The following is a 14,504-nucleotide window of genomic DNA, read 5'->3' on the forward strand; positions in this document are numbered from 1 at the left end:
TGGCATGGCTACTTCCCCAACTCTGCTCGGGCGCGAACCGGCAGTCATTCTCGGGTTCGTGAGCGCCGCGCTGCAGATGCTGACGGCCTTCGTGATCCCGCTCACCTCGGAGCAGACCGGCGCCATCAACGCGATCGCCGCCGCGGCGATCGGCGTGTGGACGGCGTTCGTCACCCGGGCCGCTGATGGAGGCTCGTCGATCCAGTCGGCGATCCTGGGGTTCGCTCAGGCCGCTATTACGGTGGCGCTGGTGTTCGGCCTGGCTCTGTCGGGTGAGCAGACGGCGGCCATCATGGCGTTCGTCGCGATGGGCGTGTCCATGTTCGTGCGTCAGGTCTCTTCGCCGAAGAGTCAGGCGGTCTGACATGAGCGACGTACCGAAGGGCTTCCACGCGAAGAACGGCTGGTACTTCCGCCGCGAGGACGACGGCTCCGTCCACATCGCCGCCCCCGACAGCATGGGGCCGGGCGCGAGCCAGGTCGTGACTTTGGACGCGAACACGTGGGCGTCCGTTGTCGCCTCCGTGAGCGCCACTGGGGAGACTGGCGACACATTTTCCCAGGCCCTGGTGTTCCATGCTGGTGAGGCGGAGCCGAAGACTGTCGGACCGGTCGGCTAGCCTCGACGCAGGAGGAAACTCCGATCCAGCCGTAGACCCCGCCGCCCCTGTGCGGGGTCTACGTGCGTGCAGGACATGCTTAGGGCCCGGCCTCGGGATGCATCCCCAGGCCGGGAATCCTTTTGAGTGCCGGGTCGCCTGTTCTGGCGGGCCAGTGCCACCCCCCCCGGGTGTGCGTACGAGAGAGCCCCGCTCGGTCCTTCGGGATCGGGCGGGGCTCTTCGTGTTGTACGGCTACAGACGCTCTCGCCCGCGCTCAACCATCTGCTGGGCTGCGGCGCGGCTCTTGCCGATGAGGTCGGCTATCGCCTGGTAGCTCATCCGCCCGTTCCGGCGTCCGGTGCCGTCGCCGACATTCATGCGGGCCACGATCTCCTCGCGGATCTCGGTCAGCCGCTTCACGACGCCCTCGTAGAGCGCCTGCTCGGCGGTCAGTCTGCTGTAGCGGTCTGCGGGGTCCTCGGTGATCTCGTCCAGGTCTGCGAGGATCGTGGACACGATCGCTTCCACGTCGGTGGGTTCGGCCTCGTATCCGAGGGTTGAACTGGTGGTGTCTCGGTTGCTCATCGTCGCCCCTTGATCTTTTCCCAGAGTCGTTGCGCTGCGGTGTTGATGTGGTCGAAGTAGCGGCCGAGCAGGTAGCTGCAGGCGGACGCTATGGCGAGGGCGAGCAGGAAGGAGAACAGGTCTGACATGTTCGCATCCTGCGGTCAGTGCTGGTCGAGGCCGTACGCCTCGATGACGTCGGCGGGCAGGTTGTCCTCAACAATCCGGCTGAAGTCCCAGTAGGCGACGGCGTTGACGTAGTCGTCGTCGCTGTGGATGACGTCCCACATGTCGAGCCCGCACGCTTCGAAGATGTCTTCGAGGGAGACGCCGGGGATCTCTTCCAACTCGGCGAGTTCGGCAGCGGCGCGACGATGAACCCCAGTGAGGGAGAGCGTGTAGTCGGGGAGGACGACGAGCGGGGCGCCGTGCCAGCCGCGTTGGCGCATGTCGGCGGCGAGGGCGTTGAGGTGGTCTTCGTCGCGGATCTCGTGGAGCGGCGCGTATCCCTTGGTGTCGATGACTTCGACGTTGAGGGGGTTGAGTACCGTCGCTGTCTGCATAGCTCGACTATGCATTGCATAGTGAGCCTATTCAATAGGGTTGGGTGGGAAAACGTAGAGCCCCTGCTCCTCTGGTCCTACGGGGCCGAGGAGCGAGGGCTCTGTTCGTTGTTGTGGCCTGGCTTTTTGCCATGCTCGGCAATAAGGCTCAGGCCGCAGTGCCGTTCTCTCGCCCGGCCAGGATGGCGTTCACGATCGCCTTCGGATGCTTTCCGCTGGAGAGCATCCCGTCCATCATCGACGACTCGAATGGGTCTAGATCGGCCACGTGATCACAGACGTAGTCGTAGCAGTCCTCTTCGTCGTCGAAGTCATACTTGCGCCCCGATGCGCCAGCATCGGGCCGATCGTGTCGATCGGAATGGTGATTACCTGAGTAGGTAGATGCGTAGGTGTCATGCGTTGGTGAGGTCGTGTGAGACGACCACCAGTGGTCCGCTGAGACGACCAGGGGTGGTTCGCTCAGTTGACCACCTGGTCCGCTCATTTGACCACCCCCCTTGGCGATCCTGCCCGCGACGCCGAGCAGCACAGCAGTCTGTCGGGCGATCGGGGACAAGGAATGAAGGGCGGGCATCTTGCCGGACTTCGCGTCGAGCATCGGCACATGGTCCAGCGACCTAGGGAGGCACAGCTGGTACTCGTCGGCGTGACCGCTCGCGGACCCTTGGCCGCTTGACCTGCGCCACAGGAAGCCGAGATAGCGCATCGTCCCCAGCGCGTCGATGACGGTAGACCTCGAATGGCCGGTCATCGCCGAGAGGCGCTTGATGCCGGGGAACATTTGGAGGCCACGCTTGTTGGCGAAGGACGCGATGGATAGGCCGACGTTCTTCGCGGAGGGCTGCACGATGACGTACCGCCACTTCCGTATCCAGTCGTAGGAGTACTTGACGCCGAATAACGCCGACGCCGGGGGTTCTGGATGGGTCTCAGGCAAGACCGCTCTCCTGGTCGCTCGTAGGGCCCGAGAGACCAAAGCCATCCGCCATGAGGGGTCCACATCGCCCAGCATTCTTGTACGATGTAGATGACTGAAGCAGGTTCTGATCTCTCGGAACTTCACAACGAGACCCCGGTTCCCGCCGGGGTCTTGTCGTTTCTAAGCCTACTCCGGACCGAACACGTGTGCGGTGAAAGCGACAGCCCTCGCCTGGTGTGGCGAGGGCTGCTTTGCGTTGCGACCTACTTGCAGTTGGTCCAGTCGCCCGCGCTTCCCCACGAGCAGGTGTCGATGCGCTTCAGGTCGGATGCCCGGTAGATGCCCGCGGTGTCGCCGGTGTTGTTCCACACGTACTGCTTGCGGTTCCAGAACACGCTGCTGCTGCCGTCGTTGCCTGAGCCGGTCCGGACGGTGACGGTCTTGCCGGGCTTGAGGAGGAAGGGCACGAACCGGTACTTGTAGCCGGTCTTGTCTCGCAGCACCCAGCCCTCCAACTGGATGGCCTTCTTCGTCGTGTTGAGCAGGACGACGTACTCGGCGTTCAGGCTGCTGTTGGAGCGGGTGTCCTTGCCGGGCGAGTCGTAGTACACCTTCGTGAACATGACCGCCGGGTTCGCGGCCTGCGCCGGCGCGGCGAGGCAGGCGAGGGCGAGCGTCCCGGCAGCGGCGGGAGCGAGACGACGGAGCATCCGGTCTCCTGTGGGTCGGGGGATGGAACGTGACAACAACTGTGACGTCAGGGATTGCAGCGGGGTTGACGTTCGCTTGCGTCCACATCCGGCCAACCCCCGGGGGTGCTTCCCGGGTCGCTCAGGTGTTCGGTCTAGGATGCCCGCGAACCACAGCGCCACCCACGGGGGAGAACCATGGCCGACACCACGCCGCCACCTGCTGAAGCGATCGAAGCGCAGAAGGCATTCGATGCCGCCGTAGCGGAATGCCAGCGCATCTCGGACTCGCTGCCGTCCAGCGTCGCCATAGCCGCCGGCGAGGTGACCGTGACAGACGAGCAGAAGACAGAGCTTGAGGCGGCTCGTACCGCCCGCATGGACGCGCTGAAGGCCCTGCTGGCGGTGAAGCGCTGGGAGGGGGACGGCGGCCCCAAAGAGGCGGAAGCAGCCCTCAGGAAAGCGGCACGGGACGGCTAGGCCGGGAAATCGACGACCTCACACAGGTCGGCGAGATCGACGTATGCGGCGAGTCGCTCTGTGGTTGCGCAGTAGGCGACGAAGTATTTGATGCCGTTCGCGACCTTGGAGACGCGGTAGAGCGGGGCGGCGTCGAGCACGATGACCTCGACGATGATGCCCTCGGGGCCGCGCCAGCACTGCATGTCCGCACATTACGCAAAACGGACAAAAAGTCATAGTCTGGGCATGTGGGGGTCGGCTGGGGAAGCTGGATGCCGCACTCCACGAAAACGCCCCGACCGCGCTGAAGGCGGCCGGGGCGTCGCGTTGTACGGCTACAGCCCGGTGTACGAAGACGCCCTGAACAGGGCATCGAATCCGGGACCCCGCCGTGCGTCGAGCCATGCCGATAGCGACGCAACGGACCCGCTGATCATCGCTTTGGCGATGAGGTCATGCAGTTCGTCCGCTTCCCGGCCACCGACCTCCGCAAGGAACGTCTGGTACCTGCCGTTCACGCCCCGGTTGTAGGACCCCATTGCCGAAAGGAAGCCTTCCATCGTGACCCTCCGTCCGGGGTCCTCCCGCTCGGCGGGGAGGCGAGCCAGGTCGTCCTCGGTCAGTTGGCCGGTGACGTCGAGGAACGCGAAGCGATCCATCCCGTCAGGCTCGGCCAGCCCAACACGCAGAGCGGCGAGGCGAGCGATCGACGATGCCTCGCGATCGGTGGCCCCCTCCATGACGATGCCCAAATTGCGGGTGCTGCTCGCCCCGTGAGGGTCGGGCGCCGAGTAGGTGCGGCCAGCGGCGTCGCGCCGGTTGATGCCGTACCTGGTGCGGACGACCTTGCCGCCCTGCATCTGGTACTCGCGATAGGAGCCGTAGTGGAGGCAGTCGTGCGCGTAGGCGCGCAGCAGGTCCAACGCCGCCAGAGCCGAGGACTCCGTAGCGGTGCGGGACAGGTCGCCGTACCGGGTGACCACCGCTCCCATCTGCAGATGGCGGTAGCCCTGGTCGGGGTGGTGGAACCCGCCGAAACAGCCGGTGCGGCTGGACCGGACCCCCACCCACACGCGGTCGATCGGCAGCAGCTGCCGTAGCCCCAGTTCCTCATACCGGGCCGCCATCACGGAGAAGCCGACGTGGAAGACCTCCCAGCCGCCAGGGAGCCGATCAAGTACCCACGGCAACAGCGAGAACGTCACATCGGGGTGGGAGCTGTGCAGCGCGGCGGTCGCCCGGCAGGCGACCAGCTGCTCCAGCAGCTCCGCCTGGTCGGCCGGGCTACCGGCGAGGTGCTCGTTTGGGGTCAGGCAGGATGAGCGGCCTTGCCCCAGCGTCAGGTGGTGGTGCGCTCGATCAGGAGCCGGTGTGACTCCTGTATCCCATCGGGAAGGTGATGCGGCGAGAACCATTTCGCCTCCAGGATTTCGACACTCGCGATGGTGAGTGTGCCGCCGGCGAGTTCGGCCTCGTAGGCCGCCTCAACCCGCAGCTTGTATCCGCTCTTGAGGTGCAGGAGGCGGCCCACCTTGACGTGCAGGCCGGTCTCTTCGCGCACTTCGCGGATGATCGTGTCCTCGAATGTCTCGGACTTGTTGGCGTATCCGGTCGGGCAGCCCCACTGCCGGTCGGGGGGCCACATGCGGTGCCGCAGGAGGAGCACGCGGCCTTCGCTGTCGCGGACGATGCCGGTCACGCCGACCATGAATTTGGCGTGCCACAGCCACAGGAGCCGCCATTGGAGCGGGCCGCGGATGAGCCGCCACACGCGGGTGAGGAGATGGGTCACGATGCTCCCTTCGGAGGGTCATCCGCGGCACCGCCTTGAGGGTTTGGGCCGCGGATCTGGCCGGTCGCACATTGCCATGTCCGCGGGCGCTTCGGTGATGATTCGACGGTGTCAGGCGTGGCTATGGCGGGTCATTGCGTGAGTGGGTGCCGCTCATTGAGGGGCCGGGGTCAATCACAGCGGTATGGGCGGAACGGTAAGTGCGGCTGCCGCTACGGTTCATCCACCGGTGTCCGCGACCCGTGGAGGCGCCCTGTGGGGCAGATCACCAGGTCAAGACGTGCGCAGATTCAGCGCGAGGCGACAGCCATCCGCATGCGCGGCCAGCGTGCCGGGCATGCGACCGAGCGGATCGTGACCGAGTTGCGGGACGCGCTGCCGGAAGTGTCCGCCCTGGAGGCGTGGCGGCTGGCGCTCGGCTGGTCCCGCGCCCAGGCCGTCGACCAGGTGGCCAAGGTGTACATCGGCGAGGGGCTCCACCCGCCCGGTTTGTCGGAGGCGATGCTGTGCCGCTACGAGCACGGCCAGGAACGGCCTGGCGTCGAGTACGCCGGCATGCTGGCTGGCGTCTACGGCACCACACGGCAGATGCTCGGGCTGGCGCCGCGGTGCGTGTGCGGGGAGGGCCGCCGCGAAACGCTCCAGCATGCCAAAGCTATTACGGACAGCTATGGAGCGGATACAGTGAGTGGTGGGAGTCATGACGACGAGGGGACCGATCCGATGCGGCGTCGCACACTACTCACTGCGGCCGGGCTGAGCATCCCACTATCGCTCCTCCAGCGTTTCGACGACGCCTTGGCAGTGCCCGCGCTGCCGGACCGCCCTGTCGAGCCGGCGCAGATCGCACGGATGCTACGAGCGGCGCGCCGCCAGTTCGACACCAGCGACCTGGCCGCCCTCATGGCCACCTTGCCCAGCCTGCTCGCATCGGCGCAGGAGACAGCCGAGCGAGCTCGCACCCCCGCGGGATGGGCGATGGTCGCGGCAAGCTACAACCTGGCCACGGAGAGCCTCAACAAGATCGGAAACAGAACCTCTGCTCGGATCACGGCGGACCGTTCGATGCTCTACGCGGACCGATCCGAAGACCCGGTGGCTAAGGCCGCCTCGGCGCGAGCTTTGGGCATGATGCTGCGCAAGCACGGGCGTCCCGATCTGGCCACCGCCGTCATGACGAAGGGCATCGACCAGTTGAGGCCAACCGGGTTGCCCACGACCGCCCATGCCGGCATGTACCTGCGGCTCCTGTGTGCGAGGGCATACACCTACGCCTGGGCCGAGGACCGGGAGCGCGCGCTGGAGGGGATCGCCGAAGCCGAGCATGCCGCCGCCCGGATACCAGCCATGAAACCGACCGCGGAGCCATTTGCCGCGCTCTACCGCGCCGACATCCACCTCGCCCTCGGCGATGCTGGCACGGCACTGCACGCCGCACGGGACCTGCGGGATCACATGTTTCCGACGCCCGAGCGGCGTGGGCGACTCCACACCGACCTTGCCAGGGCCTGGTTTCAGCGGGGCAGGCCCGAGCAAACCGCAGCCGAACTGTTGATGGCGTGCCAGCACGCACCAGCGGAGGTGCGCGATAGACCGTCCATCCGGGCGATCGCAGTCGAGCTGGTGGACCGTCACCCACGGGTCGCTGGTGTGCGCCGACTCGCCACGGCGATCAGCCGGCCAGGGAGAGTGGGATAGGTCGACGCCCACGAGAACGCCCCGGCCTCTCCAGAGACCGGGGCGCCGGATATGAGACCCCCGGTTCGTGGGGAAGCGGGACCGGGGCTCTCGCGTGTGCCGCTCAGGCGTGGGCCGACGTTCGCTCGCGGCGGCCTCGCGCGGCGGCGTGCGGGTGGACGGGGATGACCCTCACCTTGTCGCCCCGGCGAGCCTCGTACGCCTCGCCAGGGGACGCCTGCGTGGAGTACAGGATCGGCGGCCGTAGCTTCGTCCCGGTGTCGCAGACTTCGGTGATGATCGGCCACTGGCCGCCCACCTGCGGCGGCTCGGACGGCTCCATGTAGAGCATGGCACGCAGCCGGAACCGGTTGCCGCCGTTGTGCCGCATCTCCAACTCGGCGGCGGTCATGGTGATCGTTCGCTCGCTGTCGGTCATCGGGTTCTCCGGCCCTCATCGAGCGCCAGGTCGTAGAGCCGATCTATCTCGTCCTCGCCCAGCTTGTCGTACACGTCGTCGATGCCGTTCTTGAACAGTCCTGCGGCGTGGTCGCACGCTGCGGCCTTGTCGAGTGCCTTCAGCTCGGGGTTGTCGAGGTATCGAGCCGGGTAGTGCTCGCGAGCGTAGGCGCTGCCTTCCTCGTACACCTTGACCAGGTGCAGAAGTGCGGCCCCCTTGTCTAGGTCGGACAGGCCGTCCCATGCGGGTAGGTTGCCGCTCATCATGCGCCCTCGTTCCACTGCTCGACGACCCAGCGGGGGATGATCCCCATGCCGCCGCAGAAGTCGCAGCCGTCGCCGTCGCACCCGGTGCAGGTGGCCGGGTTGTCGTCCCCCCAGTGCGTACCGCCCGGGATCATGGTGGTACCTCCTATCGGTCATCTTCTGTTGCTTCGCGGACGCTGATCCGTACACGCGCCTTCTCGGCGGACCGGCGTCATGGCGGGTAGCCGTGCCGTTCAAGAGCGTCCTCCACGTAGTCGACCTCTGCCCGGGTGCACCCCTTCAGTGCCTGGTAGTACCGGTCCCGGTTCGCCTCGAAGTCGTCGCCGTCGGGGTCGCCCCCGTACCACTCCATGCCGAGCTTGAGCAGTTTGTGCACATGGTCGCGCCGCATCGGCGGCGGGTCGGGGCTGCTTGTCTTCTTGTTGCTGAACCAGCCCATGACAGGTCTCCCTTCTCGGTGTGGTGGAGCTGACCGCTCCGGGCACCCGCCCAGCCCAGGGGAAGCGGCTGGGCGAGCACCCGCAACGCTCAGCTACTTGAGGAGCACGCTGCCGACGCCGTTGCACACCTCGCACTTCTTGATGAGGGGGACGAGGTGGTCTCGGCCCGTGCCGTTGCATGAACCGCACTTGACGACCGTGCCCTGGGGCTGCTCGTCGTTGTTGTTCTGCTTGTCGCCCATCGGGATCTCCTCGGTGTGTGGGAGCTGGCTGCTCCGGGCACCCGCCACGCCTCCCAAGTCGTGGCGAGCACCCCCAACAGCCGCTCCGCATCAACGGAGGCAGTTCGGGTAGCGGGCATCCAGCGGGCACTTCTCTCGCTGCGCCGCGCTGGCCTTGACCGGTGTCAACGGGGCGTCGCTGAAAGGCGTGATCAGCAGGCCGTTGGAGGTGTGGCCGGACACCACCCCGACGAGACGGGGCTTCTTCGCCTTCCGGGGCTGGTCCTTGGTTTCGGTGACCTTGAAAAGGTGCCCGCGCGCAGCATCGGCGTCTACGCCTCCGCTCATGGCGAGCCCGATCCCGGCAGCGACCGCCACGGTCAGGTAGCCGATCGTCGCCAGCAGGTTCTTGCCTTGACCTTTCACTGCTGCTCCTGCGTTGATGAGGTTGGGGTCGTCGTAGCGATCACGGCCTCTGCAGGCGCGATGGGGTCGTGCTCTGCCACGGGGGTCGCGACCGTGCTGGGGGTGCGCCACACGGTCTCTCGCCCAGCACGGCGTGCGATCAGGAAGATGGCGCCGACGGCGAGCGCCGCGCAGCAGGCCATCGCGACGAAAGCGGTCGGCACGCTCGACAGCGAGAGCCACACGCACAACGCCAGGCCGCCGAGCGCGAACACGCCGCCGGCCAGCTTTGTCAGGAAGCGCATGTCGTCTCCTCCCGGGGTTAGCGGTGTCTGAGGGTGCCCTTGCCGGTGCACCACGGGCAGTTGCGGGACTCGAGCACCTTGCCCTTGGTCGTCGCGAAGTTGGTCACGACGACCTTGCCGCCGACGCACTTGGGGCAGCCCACCTTCGGGCGCTTGGTGAAGGGGAGTCTCATGTCTGTTTCTCCGATCGGAAGTAACGGAATCTTGACGAAGCGGACGCTCCGGGCCACGCCCAACCCCGGGGAAGGGGAGGGGCCGGGCGTGTACCCGCAACAGCCGCGTCAGGCCGCGACGGATGCCTTCGCCGCAGACTTCAGGCCCGCGGACGGAGCGAACCGGACGCTCCACGACTCGGCGATGCGGATCGGCTGACCGGTCTGCGGATGGCGGCCGTCCCGGGCCGGCTTGAAGGTGCGCTTGAACGTGCCGAACCCCTGCAGCGACACCTCGCCGCCGGAGGCGAGCGTGTCCTGGATGGTGTTGGTGATGGCGTCGACCATCTCGGCGGCGACCGTCTTCGGCTGGCCGGTCTTGGAAGCGACGACGGCAACCAACTGACTCTTGTTCATGATCTGTTTCCTTCGTGATGTGGGAGCGGGATGCTCCGGACACCCCTCCCGAAGATCGGGAAAGAGGTCTCCGCAGCCACCGCTTCGCGGGGCGAGGCACCTAACTTCGGTTAGTGATCGATGATCTTCCGCTGTTGACGCTCATTGCGTCTCTGACCTGGCGAAAGTTAGGCGGATTAGGTGGGGTGAGGGCAGTTAGCAAGAGGGTCGCTCGACGCATCCGGAGCACGTTTCGAGGACAGGGCGGGCCTCACTCACCCAGTCGTTGAGTAGCCAGCGCCTCCCGCAGATCCTCCGGCTCCACCCGCGGCACGTTGCCGGTATTCGTCACCCTGACTCCGTGCTTGTTCACCAAGATGTCGCGCAGCCGGGCGCCTGTGAGGCCCTGGTAGGGCATCCAGGCGGGTGCCAGGTCGCGCAGCAGGCTGGCCGCGTCCGACAGTCGGGTGCGCTGGCGGACAACCTCCACCATGTCCTCCAGCAGGTCCCGAACCTGCATGGAGGAGGCGGACGCTGCGGCGATGCCGGCCTTCTCTCGCAGTCCGAGGGCACGCTCGACCACAGGCGTCACCATGTCGACGCCCTTCTCCTGATCAAAGGGGACGAAGAAGCTTCGCAGCAGGCCCGGCTCCGACTGGAAGCCGCGGGCCATACAGGTGCCGATGTCGCCGAGATCGCCCTTCGTCTTCGGCTTCAGCCCAACGGCCGAGATGCCCATCTTGTAGCTGCCGGTGCCCAAGATGGCGTCGTTGGAACGCTGGTCGCCGATCGCGAAGCACGCCTTGTTCAAGACGACGGCCATGACGGCGCGCGGCAGGGAGGCGTCTGACGGTTCCGGCGTGGCGAACTTGAGCGTCACGCCGTACTTGCGGGCCGCCATGATGGTCTTCTTGGTGATGTCGATGGCTTCTTCGCCCATCTTGTCGTGCATGAACAGCGCCTGGCACTCGTCGATGACGGCGACGCGGGGGCGTAGGCACTCTTCCTTGAGGGCGAGTTCCCGAGTTACCTTGCGCGCCTTGTGGTCCTTCAACGCCTCACCGCGCTCCTCGAGGCCGTTGTAAATCCCGCGCAGGTTGTCGAAGCACGCCTCGACGACGTCAAGGCCCTGACCTGTGGCGAGCGTGCGCAGCCGTGGCTCCATGGGGTCGTAGTCCGAGTTGTTGGCCATGACGTGGACGTCGATCTCCACGATCGGGTCAAGCATTGCCCCCAGGAGAGTGGTGATGATCATGGAGGACTTGCCGCTGCCCATCACCCCGGCGTAGGCGTAGTTGGTCTCGAACAACAGGGCGATCACGACGTTGCCGCGGATGTCGACCGCCACCGGCACGCCCTCGAAGTAGTCGGCGGTGCCCTTGGTGAGCAGCGGCCAAGCCGGTACCGGACCGGTCAGCGCCCCCTGGTCAGCCACCCACAGGTCCAGCACGCCAGGCTTGGGCTCAGTTGGCCACACCTCGACGGGATAGCGCACGAGGTTGTGGGCGAGGACCTTCTTCTTTTGCACGATCATCTCGACTGTCACACCGGCCGGGAGTTCGAGTTGGGTGCGGTAGCCCTCGCCGTCGCGGGCAGTGCCCAATACGAACCGCGGTCTCCACCCCGCCTTGAGCGCCTTGTTGAGTTGCGAAATGCTCATGTGACGCAGGGCGTGCAGGATGGCGCTCTCGTCGGGGAGCACGTTCCGGGCCTCGCCAGGCTTGTCCGGGTCGACGAGCCAGGTAGGCAATTCGGTGTTGCGACGGCCTGCGCGGTGGCCCGCCCAGATGAGCAGGAAGGGCAGCGCGGCCACGAACACCGACCAGGCGAACGCCAACGCCCCGAACATCCAGCGGAGCACACCGCCGAGCCACCCCCACGGGTCCGTCCACTCGCCGGCGCCCGTCATCCACACGACCGTCGAGACGATGACCAGCAGCACCGGTACGGCCAGGAGGCAGCCGCCAGACAGGATCGCCATCTTCAGCGCGAGCAGGGGCAGCTTCATGAGCCGCTCGTAGCGGTCGTTCTTGGCCTCTCGCCGCTTGTCGAGCCAGAACGCCAGCGCTTCCCGGTCGCCTGTCGCCTTCGAGATGCGGATCTGCTCGCGGATGGTCCCGTTGGTGAGCCCGTCGTACATGCGGACCAACCAGGAGTGCCAGCCCGCGAGGACGAGCGCTCCGTGTCGTCCGGCCGCCCGGGCGCGCTTCTGCGTCTTAGGTGAAGGCCGGAGTACCGTGACCTTCTCGACGACCACGGACGGCAGCCTGCTGGAGCGTTCGGGCACGTCGGAGACGATCTCGCCCTCGTAGACGACTCCCTCGACTTCGCCGGCTTCGTCTTGCAGGGCCAGCTCCATGTGCTCGTCGTTCTCGTCGGTCAGGGGCAGGTCGGGGGCGTCGTCGCCATGCTTGACGAGACGCAGGTGGTCGGAGCGGGCGTTCTCGGTCAAAGCGAGACCTCCTGCCAGGTGGAGACCCGGTAGACGCGGATAGCGCGACCGTCCATCGCGGTGGCCGTGGCCAGCCCGACGGACGCCCAAGCGGTGGCGAACGAGACGAGGTAGAGAGCGAATCGGAGGGCGCTCCAGCAGGTGTAGAGCGGGAAGACGATGCTGACCGCGGCGATCCACATGAAGGGGTGCCACCACTGCATGCGGCGCGGGGTTCGGGGCGACTCGGGCGGGTCAACGATCGACGCCTGCACCAAAGCGAAGACGGCGAGGAACACGACAGTGGCCGCGACGATCGGGCTCATGACTGGCCACCTCTACGGGCTCTTTCGACGCGTCGGGCCATGCGGTAGCCGAAGGAGACGCTGACGCTCAGGAGCGCGATGACGAACGCGGCAGCGAGGGGCAGCACCGTTCCGAGCACGGCCGTGAGCAGGCCGATGGCGATGAGGTAGGCGGCTGCTTCGAGAAGGTCGACGATGACGCCCACGACGATCCAAGCGACAGCGCGTCCGATGTTGCGGGTCATGACGGGTCTCCAGAGGGGGTGGAATTGTCGCCGCGAGAGGCACGAATTTCGGCCAGTCGCTCTCTGCCTTTGGCGATGCGGGCTTCGGCCCAGTTGCGGCTGCGGCGCGGGTACTCCTTGGTCAGGTCCTGCCAGGTCGGCTCGGGGCCTTGAAGGGCACGCTGAACCCACCACTGTTCGGCTTCCGGGTTGATTCGGTCGAACGTGCGCCGAGCTGGCCTTTTGCGCGGCTTCTGCTGCCTTTCGCCTTGCCCTTCGTCCTGCCCTTCATCGGGCAGCGAGGCGTGAACGGCGGTCTGGCCAGGCATCACGAGAGGGCGGGGCGAAGGCCCGCTCCCGTTGATGCCTCTCGTGACCGCCGCAGGCGCGAAGCCGGGGGCAGGCGGGAGTGCATGGAACAGGTCAAGACGGCTGCCGCCCCTCATCTCGCCTGAGTTGGCGCCGATCACGTGCCCGGTGATGCTCTTCACCTGCACGTCAAAGGCAGGTGCAGGGGCAACGGGAAGGTCGGGCTCTTCACCGATCAGGCTGGCTATCGCGAGCCGGGCTGACAGCGGTGAGTCGAAGTTGAGGGTGGCGAACTTGTCGACCTGAGCGGACACCTGTGTACCGCGCAGGATCTCCTCGGCTCGCGCAGGGTCAGAGAAGTCAGCACGGGACAGGGCGACCCGGGCCCGCCACCGGATCACAGCGCGGAAGACAGGCCAGGCGGTGCGCAGCCGGTACAGCCACGCCGCGGCCGTCACGTCACGCACCCGCATGGTGGCTTCGTCGGCGGTGACGGTCGTGTCCGCGGCCAACTCGAGGAGGACGCGAATCCGCTCAACTGGGTGCAGCCACTGGATTGCCGACAGTCGCCGCTCGGGATTGGCGGCCTGGTTACGGGTCTCGGCCTGGGCGAGCTCGAACAAGACACCCGCGATGACCGGGATGCACGCCCACGCCACCACGGCGACAGTCGTGTCGGGGGCGTGGGAGGCGTTGAACCAGGCCGAGAGAGCGACCAGACCCCACACGGCCAGGCGCGGCACCAGCGTGGACGCGGCGCGGGCGGCCCGTTTGGTGACGAGCACCATACAGAACGCCGCAGCCCCGTCCAGGGCGAAGAACAGCAGGTACGGCCACGGCCCGTCCAGCTTCATGGTGTCCTGAGCGAAGCCGATGAGGCCGCGCATCGAGATGCCGGCGGCGACCGCCCAGAAGAAGTACAGCAGCACGTAGAGGGCGGCGCTGGTGGCGACCTTCTTGGCGGCGCCCTTGCGCTCGTCGGTGGCGCTCGCAACAGCCAGTCGGGCGAGCGCTTTGACACCCCGCACGAGGAGGAAGACCGCGGCTATGGCGATGACGCCACCGACGATCCACAGCACCCATGGGGGCGGCAGGTAGTCGGTGATCTGGTCGGTGTTCACTTCGTGCTCCCGGTGTCGTCGCTCTCGTTCGGCTCAGCGCGTGCGTCTTCTGTGGGCCCCTCCACGACCTCGTCGCACGGGGAGGGCTGCCCCATGGCTGCGAGGGCGTCCTGCCAGTCGTTCAGCCGGGCGAGGTCCTCAGCGAGGCCGTCCTCGGGCGGCTGGTCGTTCGGGGGCTTCATGTCGAGGTCCGTTCAA

25 protein-coding genes and 1 pseudogene are annotated in these 14,504 nt (G+C 66.7%); 4 read left to right on the forward strand and 22 right to left on the reverse strand.

Annotated features, from left to right (window positions below):
* The first annotated feature begins 58 nt into the window (after window positions 1–58).
* On the forward strand, window positions 59–364 hold the full coding sequence (locus ACIBQ1_RS09970; protein WP_397276088.1) for a hypothetical protein: 306 nt from the start codon (window positions 59–61) through the stop codon (window positions 362–364).
* Between the two features lies 1 nt (window position 365).
* Window positions 366–620 carry a hypothetical protein gene (locus ACIBQ1_RS09975; RefSeq protein ID WP_397276090.1) on the forward strand — a complete coding sequence of 85 codons (255 nt, stop codon included), beginning with the start codon at window positions 366–368 and terminating at the stop codon, window positions 618–620.
* Window positions 621–854: 234 nt separating this feature from the next.
* Here the strand turns inward: ACIBQ1_RS09975 and ACIBQ1_RS09980 are convergent, their stop codons facing one another.
* The 5 genes from ACIBQ1_RS09980 to ACIBQ1_RS10000 form a co-directional block, all read right to left on the reverse strand.
* Complete coding sequence (locus ACIBQ1_RS09980; RefSeq protein ID WP_397276091.1) at window positions 855–1,187, reverse strand: hypothetical protein; 333 nt, start codon at window positions 1,185–1,187, stop codon at window positions 855–857.
* A complete protein-coding gene (locus ACIBQ1_RS09985; protein ID WP_397276093.1) occupies window positions 1,184–1,315 on the reverse strand; it encodes a hypothetical protein in 132 nt (43 codons plus the stop codon). The genes ACIBQ1_RS09980 and ACIBQ1_RS09985 overlap by 4 nt, the downstream gene beginning before the upstream one ends.
* Before the next feature lie 15 nt (window positions 1,316–1,330).
* The gene (locus tag ACIBQ1_RS09990; RefSeq protein ID WP_397276095.1) at window positions 1,331–1,729 is read right to left on the reverse strand and encodes a ParB N-terminal domain-containing protein; all 399 of its coding nucleotides are present in this window, start codon (window positions 1,727–1,729) and stop codon (window positions 1,331–1,333) included.
* A gap of 148 nt (window positions 1,730–1,877) precedes the next feature.
* The gene (locus ACIBQ1_RS09995; protein WP_397276097.1) at window positions 1,878–2,669 is read right to left on the reverse strand and encodes a hypothetical protein; all 792 of its coding nucleotides are present in this window, start codon (window positions 2,667–2,669) and stop codon (window positions 1,878–1,880) included.
* A gap of 245 nt (window positions 2,670–2,914) precedes the next feature.
* A complete protein-coding gene (locus tag ACIBQ1_RS10000; RefSeq protein ID WP_397276099.1) occupies window positions 2,915–3,361 on the reverse strand; it encodes a lamin tail domain-containing protein in 447 nt (148 codons plus the stop codon).
* Window positions 3,362–3,538: 177 nt separating this feature from the next.
* On the opposite strand from ACIBQ1_RS10000, the gene ACIBQ1_RS10005 reads away from it, so the two are divergent.
* Window positions 3,539–3,820 carry a hypothetical protein gene (locus ACIBQ1_RS10005; RefSeq protein ID WP_397276101.1) on the forward strand — a complete coding sequence of 94 codons (282 nt, stop codon included), beginning with the start codon at window positions 3,539–3,541 and terminating at the stop codon, window positions 3,818–3,820.
* Here ACIBQ1_RS10005 and ACIBQ1_RS10010 read toward each other — a convergent pair.
* The 3 genes from ACIBQ1_RS10010 to ACIBQ1_RS10020 form a co-directional block, all read right to left on the reverse strand.
* Window positions 3,817–4,005: a hypothetical protein gene (locus ACIBQ1_RS10010; protein ID WP_397276102.1), complete on the reverse strand. Its 189-nt coding sequence runs from the start codon at window positions 4,003–4,005 to the stop codon at window positions 3,817–3,819. The two genes, ACIBQ1_RS10005 and ACIBQ1_RS10010, sit on opposite strands and share 4 nt — an antisense overlap.
* A 132-nt stretch (window positions 4,006–4,137) precedes the next feature.
* Window positions 4,138–5,007, reverse strand: coding sequence for a hypothetical protein (locus ACIBQ1_RS10015; RefSeq protein ID WP_397276103.1), 870 nt, complete (start codon window positions 5,005–5,007; stop codon window positions 4,138–4,140).
* A 134-nt stretch (window positions 5,008–5,141) separates the two neighbouring features.
* The gene (locus tag ACIBQ1_RS10020) at window positions 5,142–5,594 is read right to left on the reverse strand and encodes an NUDIX domain-containing protein (protein WP_397276105.1); all 453 of its coding nucleotides are present in this window, start codon (window positions 5,592–5,594) and stop codon (window positions 5,142–5,144) included.
* Window positions 5,595–5,849: 255 nt separating this feature from the next.
* On the opposite strand from ACIBQ1_RS10020, the gene ACIBQ1_RS10025 reads away from it, so the two are divergent.
* Window positions 5,850–7,292, forward strand: a complete 1,443-nt coding sequence (locus ACIBQ1_RS10025) for a hypothetical protein (RefSeq protein ID WP_397276106.1) — start codon at window positions 5,850–5,852, stop codon at window positions 7,290–7,292.
* A 103-nt stretch (window positions 7,293–7,395) separates the two neighbouring features.
* Here ACIBQ1_RS10025 and ACIBQ1_RS10030 read toward each other — a convergent pair whose 3' ends face one another.
* The 14 genes and pseudogenes from ACIBQ1_RS10030 to ACIBQ1_RS10095 all read right to left on the reverse strand — a co-directional run bounded on the left by ACIBQ1_RS10030 (window position 7,396) and on the right by ACIBQ1_RS10095 (window position 14,488).
* On the reverse strand, window positions 7,396–7,710 hold the full coding sequence (locus tag ACIBQ1_RS10030) for a hypothetical protein (protein WP_397276108.1): 315 nt from the start codon (window positions 7,708–7,710) through the stop codon (window positions 7,396–7,398).
* Window positions 7,707–7,997: a hypothetical protein gene (locus tag ACIBQ1_RS10035; protein WP_397276109.1), complete on the reverse strand. Its 291-nt coding sequence runs from the start codon at window positions 7,995–7,997 to the stop codon at window positions 7,707–7,709. Before ACIBQ1_RS10035 ends, ACIBQ1_RS10030 begins: the two co-directional genes overlap by 4 nt.
* The gene (locus tag ACIBQ1_RS10040) at window positions 7,994–8,131 is read right to left on the reverse strand and encodes a hypothetical protein (RefSeq protein WP_397276110.1); all 138 of its coding nucleotides are present in this window, start codon (window positions 8,129–8,131) and stop codon (window positions 7,994–7,996) included. Before ACIBQ1_RS10040 ends, ACIBQ1_RS10035 begins: the two co-directional genes overlap by 4 nt.
* 77 nt (window positions 8,132–8,208) lie before the next feature.
* Window positions 8,209–8,436 carry a hypothetical protein gene (locus tag ACIBQ1_RS10045; RefSeq protein ID WP_397276112.1) on the reverse strand — a complete coding sequence of 76 codons (228 nt, stop codon included), beginning with the start codon at window positions 8,434–8,436 and terminating at the stop codon, window positions 8,209–8,211.
* A 93-nt stretch (window positions 8,437–8,529) separates the two neighbouring features.
* Entirely contained in the window at window positions 8,530–8,679 is a 150-nt protein-coding gene (locus ACIBQ1_RS10050; protein WP_397276113.1) for a hypothetical protein, read from the reverse strand.
* Between the two features lie 90 nt (window positions 8,680–8,769).
* Window positions 8,770–9,084, reverse strand: coding sequence for a hypothetical protein (locus ACIBQ1_RS10055; protein ID WP_397276114.1), 315 nt, complete (start codon window positions 9,082–9,084; stop codon window positions 8,770–8,772).
* The gene (locus ACIBQ1_RS10060; protein WP_397276115.1) at window positions 9,081–9,368 is read right to left on the reverse strand and encodes a hypothetical protein; all 288 of its coding nucleotides are present in this window, start codon (window positions 9,366–9,368) and stop codon (window positions 9,081–9,083) included. Before ACIBQ1_RS10060 ends, ACIBQ1_RS10055 begins: the two co-directional genes overlap by 4 nt.
* 17 nt (window positions 9,369–9,385) lie before the next feature.
* A complete protein-coding gene (locus ACIBQ1_RS10065; RefSeq protein WP_397276117.1) occupies window positions 9,386–9,541 on the reverse strand; it encodes a hypothetical protein in 156 nt (51 codons plus the stop codon).
* A gap of 108 nt (window positions 9,542–9,649) precedes the next feature.
* A pseudogene (locus ACIBQ1_RS10070) lies at window positions 9,650–9,952 on the reverse strand (HU family DNA-binding protein); the annotation flags it as partial.
* A gap of 235 nt (window positions 9,953–10,187) precedes the next feature.
* Window positions 10,188–12,275 carry a hypothetical protein gene (locus ACIBQ1_RS10075; protein ID WP_397276119.1) on the reverse strand — a complete coding sequence of 696 codons (2,088 nt, stop codon included), beginning with the start codon at window positions 12,273–12,275 and terminating at the stop codon, window positions 10,188–10,190.
* 89 nt (window positions 12,276–12,364) lie between these two features.
* Window positions 12,365–12,673, reverse strand: a complete 309-nt coding sequence (locus ACIBQ1_RS10080; RefSeq protein ID WP_397276120.1) for a hypothetical protein — start codon at window positions 12,671–12,673, stop codon at window positions 12,365–12,367.
* The gene (locus ACIBQ1_RS10085) at window positions 12,670–12,897 is read right to left on the reverse strand and encodes a hypothetical protein (protein WP_397276122.1); all 228 of its coding nucleotides are present in this window, start codon (window positions 12,895–12,897) and stop codon (window positions 12,670–12,672) included. The genes ACIBQ1_RS10080 and ACIBQ1_RS10085 overlap by 4 nt, the downstream gene beginning before the upstream one ends.
* The gene (locus tag ACIBQ1_RS10090; RefSeq protein WP_397276123.1) at window positions 12,894–14,306 is read right to left on the reverse strand and encodes a DUF2637 domain-containing protein; all 1,413 of its coding nucleotides are present in this window, start codon (window positions 14,304–14,306) and stop codon (window positions 12,894–12,896) included. Before ACIBQ1_RS10090 ends, ACIBQ1_RS10085 begins: the two co-directional genes overlap by 4 nt.
* Window positions 14,303–14,488, reverse strand: coding sequence for a hypothetical protein (locus tag ACIBQ1_RS10095; RefSeq protein ID WP_397276125.1), 186 nt, complete (start codon window positions 14,486–14,488; stop codon window positions 14,303–14,305). Before ACIBQ1_RS10095 ends, ACIBQ1_RS10090 begins: the two co-directional genes overlap by 4 nt.
* Between the last annotated feature and the right edge of the window lie 16 nt (window positions 14,489–14,504).

It is taken from the genome of Nonomuraea sp. NPDC050153, assembly GCF_044460125.1.
GTDB lineage: Bacteria > Actinomycetota > Actinomycetes > Streptosporangiales > Streptosporangiaceae > Nonomuraea.

Bases quoted from the DNA above. Each gene is read 5' to 3' on its own strand.
- ACIBQ1_RS09975 (WP_397276090.1), top strand. From the start codon at position 366: ATGAGCGACGTACCGAAGGGCTTCCACGCGAAGAACGGCTGGTACTTC.
- ACIBQ1_RS09980 (WP_397276091.1), bottom strand. From the start codon at position 1,187: ATGAGCAACCGAGACACCACCAGTTCAACCCTCGGATACGAGGCCGAA.
- ACIBQ1_RS09985 (WP_397276093.1), bottom strand. From the start codon at position 1,315: ATGTCAGACCTGTTCTCCTTCCTGCTCGCCCTCGCCATAGCGTCCGCC.
- ACIBQ1_RS09990 (WP_397276095.1), bottom strand. From the start codon at position 1,729: ATGCAGACAGCGACGGTACTCAACCCCCTCAACGTCGAAGTCATCGAC.
- ACIBQ1_RS10000 (WP_397276099.1), bottom strand. From the start codon at position 3,361: ATGCTCCGTCGTCTCGCTCCCGCCGCTGCCGGGACGCTCGCCCTCGCC.
- ACIBQ1_RS10005 (WP_397276101.1), top strand. From the start codon at position 3,539: ATGGCCGACACCACGCCGCCACCTGCTGAAGCGATCGAAGCGCAGAAG.
- ACIBQ1_RS10010 (WP_397276102.1), bottom strand. From the start codon at position 4,005: ATGCAGTGCTGGCGCGGCCCCGAGGGCATCATCGTCGAGGTCATCGTG.
- ACIBQ1_RS10030 (WP_397276108.1), bottom strand. From the start codon at position 7,710: ATGACCGACAGCGAGCGAACGATCACCATGACCGCCGCCGAGTTGGAG.
- ACIBQ1_RS10035 (WP_397276109.1), bottom strand. From the start codon at position 7,997: ATGATGAGCGGCAACCTACCCGCATGGGACGGCCTGTCCGACCTAGAC.
- ACIBQ1_RS10040 (WP_397276110.1), bottom strand. From the start codon at position 8,131: ATGATCCCGGGCGGTACGCACTGGGGGGACGACAACCCGGCCACCTGC.
- ACIBQ1_RS10045 (WP_397276112.1), bottom strand. From the start codon at position 8,436: ATGGGCTGGTTCAGCAACAAGAAGACAAGCAGCCCCGACCCGCCGCCG.
- ACIBQ1_RS10050 (WP_397276113.1), bottom strand. From the start codon at position 8,679: ATGGGCGACAAGCAGAACAACAACGACGAGCAGCCCCAGGGCACGGTC.
- ACIBQ1_RS10060 (WP_397276115.1), bottom strand. From the start codon at position 9,368: ATGCGCTTCCTGACAAAGCTGGCCGGCGGCGTGTTCGCGCTCGGCGGC.
- ACIBQ1_RS10065 (WP_397276117.1), bottom strand. From the start codon at position 9,541: ATGAGACTCCCCTTCACCAAGCGCCCGAAGGTGGGCTGCCCCAAGTGC.
- ACIBQ1_RS10075 (WP_397276119.1), bottom strand. From the start codon at position 12,275: ATGGAGCTGGCCCTGCAAGACGAAGCCGGCGAAGTCGAGGGAGTCGTC.
- ACIBQ1_RS10080 (WP_397276120.1), bottom strand. From the start codon at position 12,673: ATGAGCCCGATCGTCGCGGCCACTGTCGTGTTCCTCGCCGTCTTCGCT.
- ACIBQ1_RS10085 (WP_397276122.1), bottom strand. From the start codon at position 12,897: ATGACCCGCAACATCGGACGCGCTGTCGCTTGGATCGTCGTGGGCGTC.
- ACIBQ1_RS10095 (WP_397276125.1), bottom strand. From the start codon at position 14,488: ATGAAGCCCCCGAACGACCAGCCGCCCGAGGACGGCCTCGCTGAGGAC.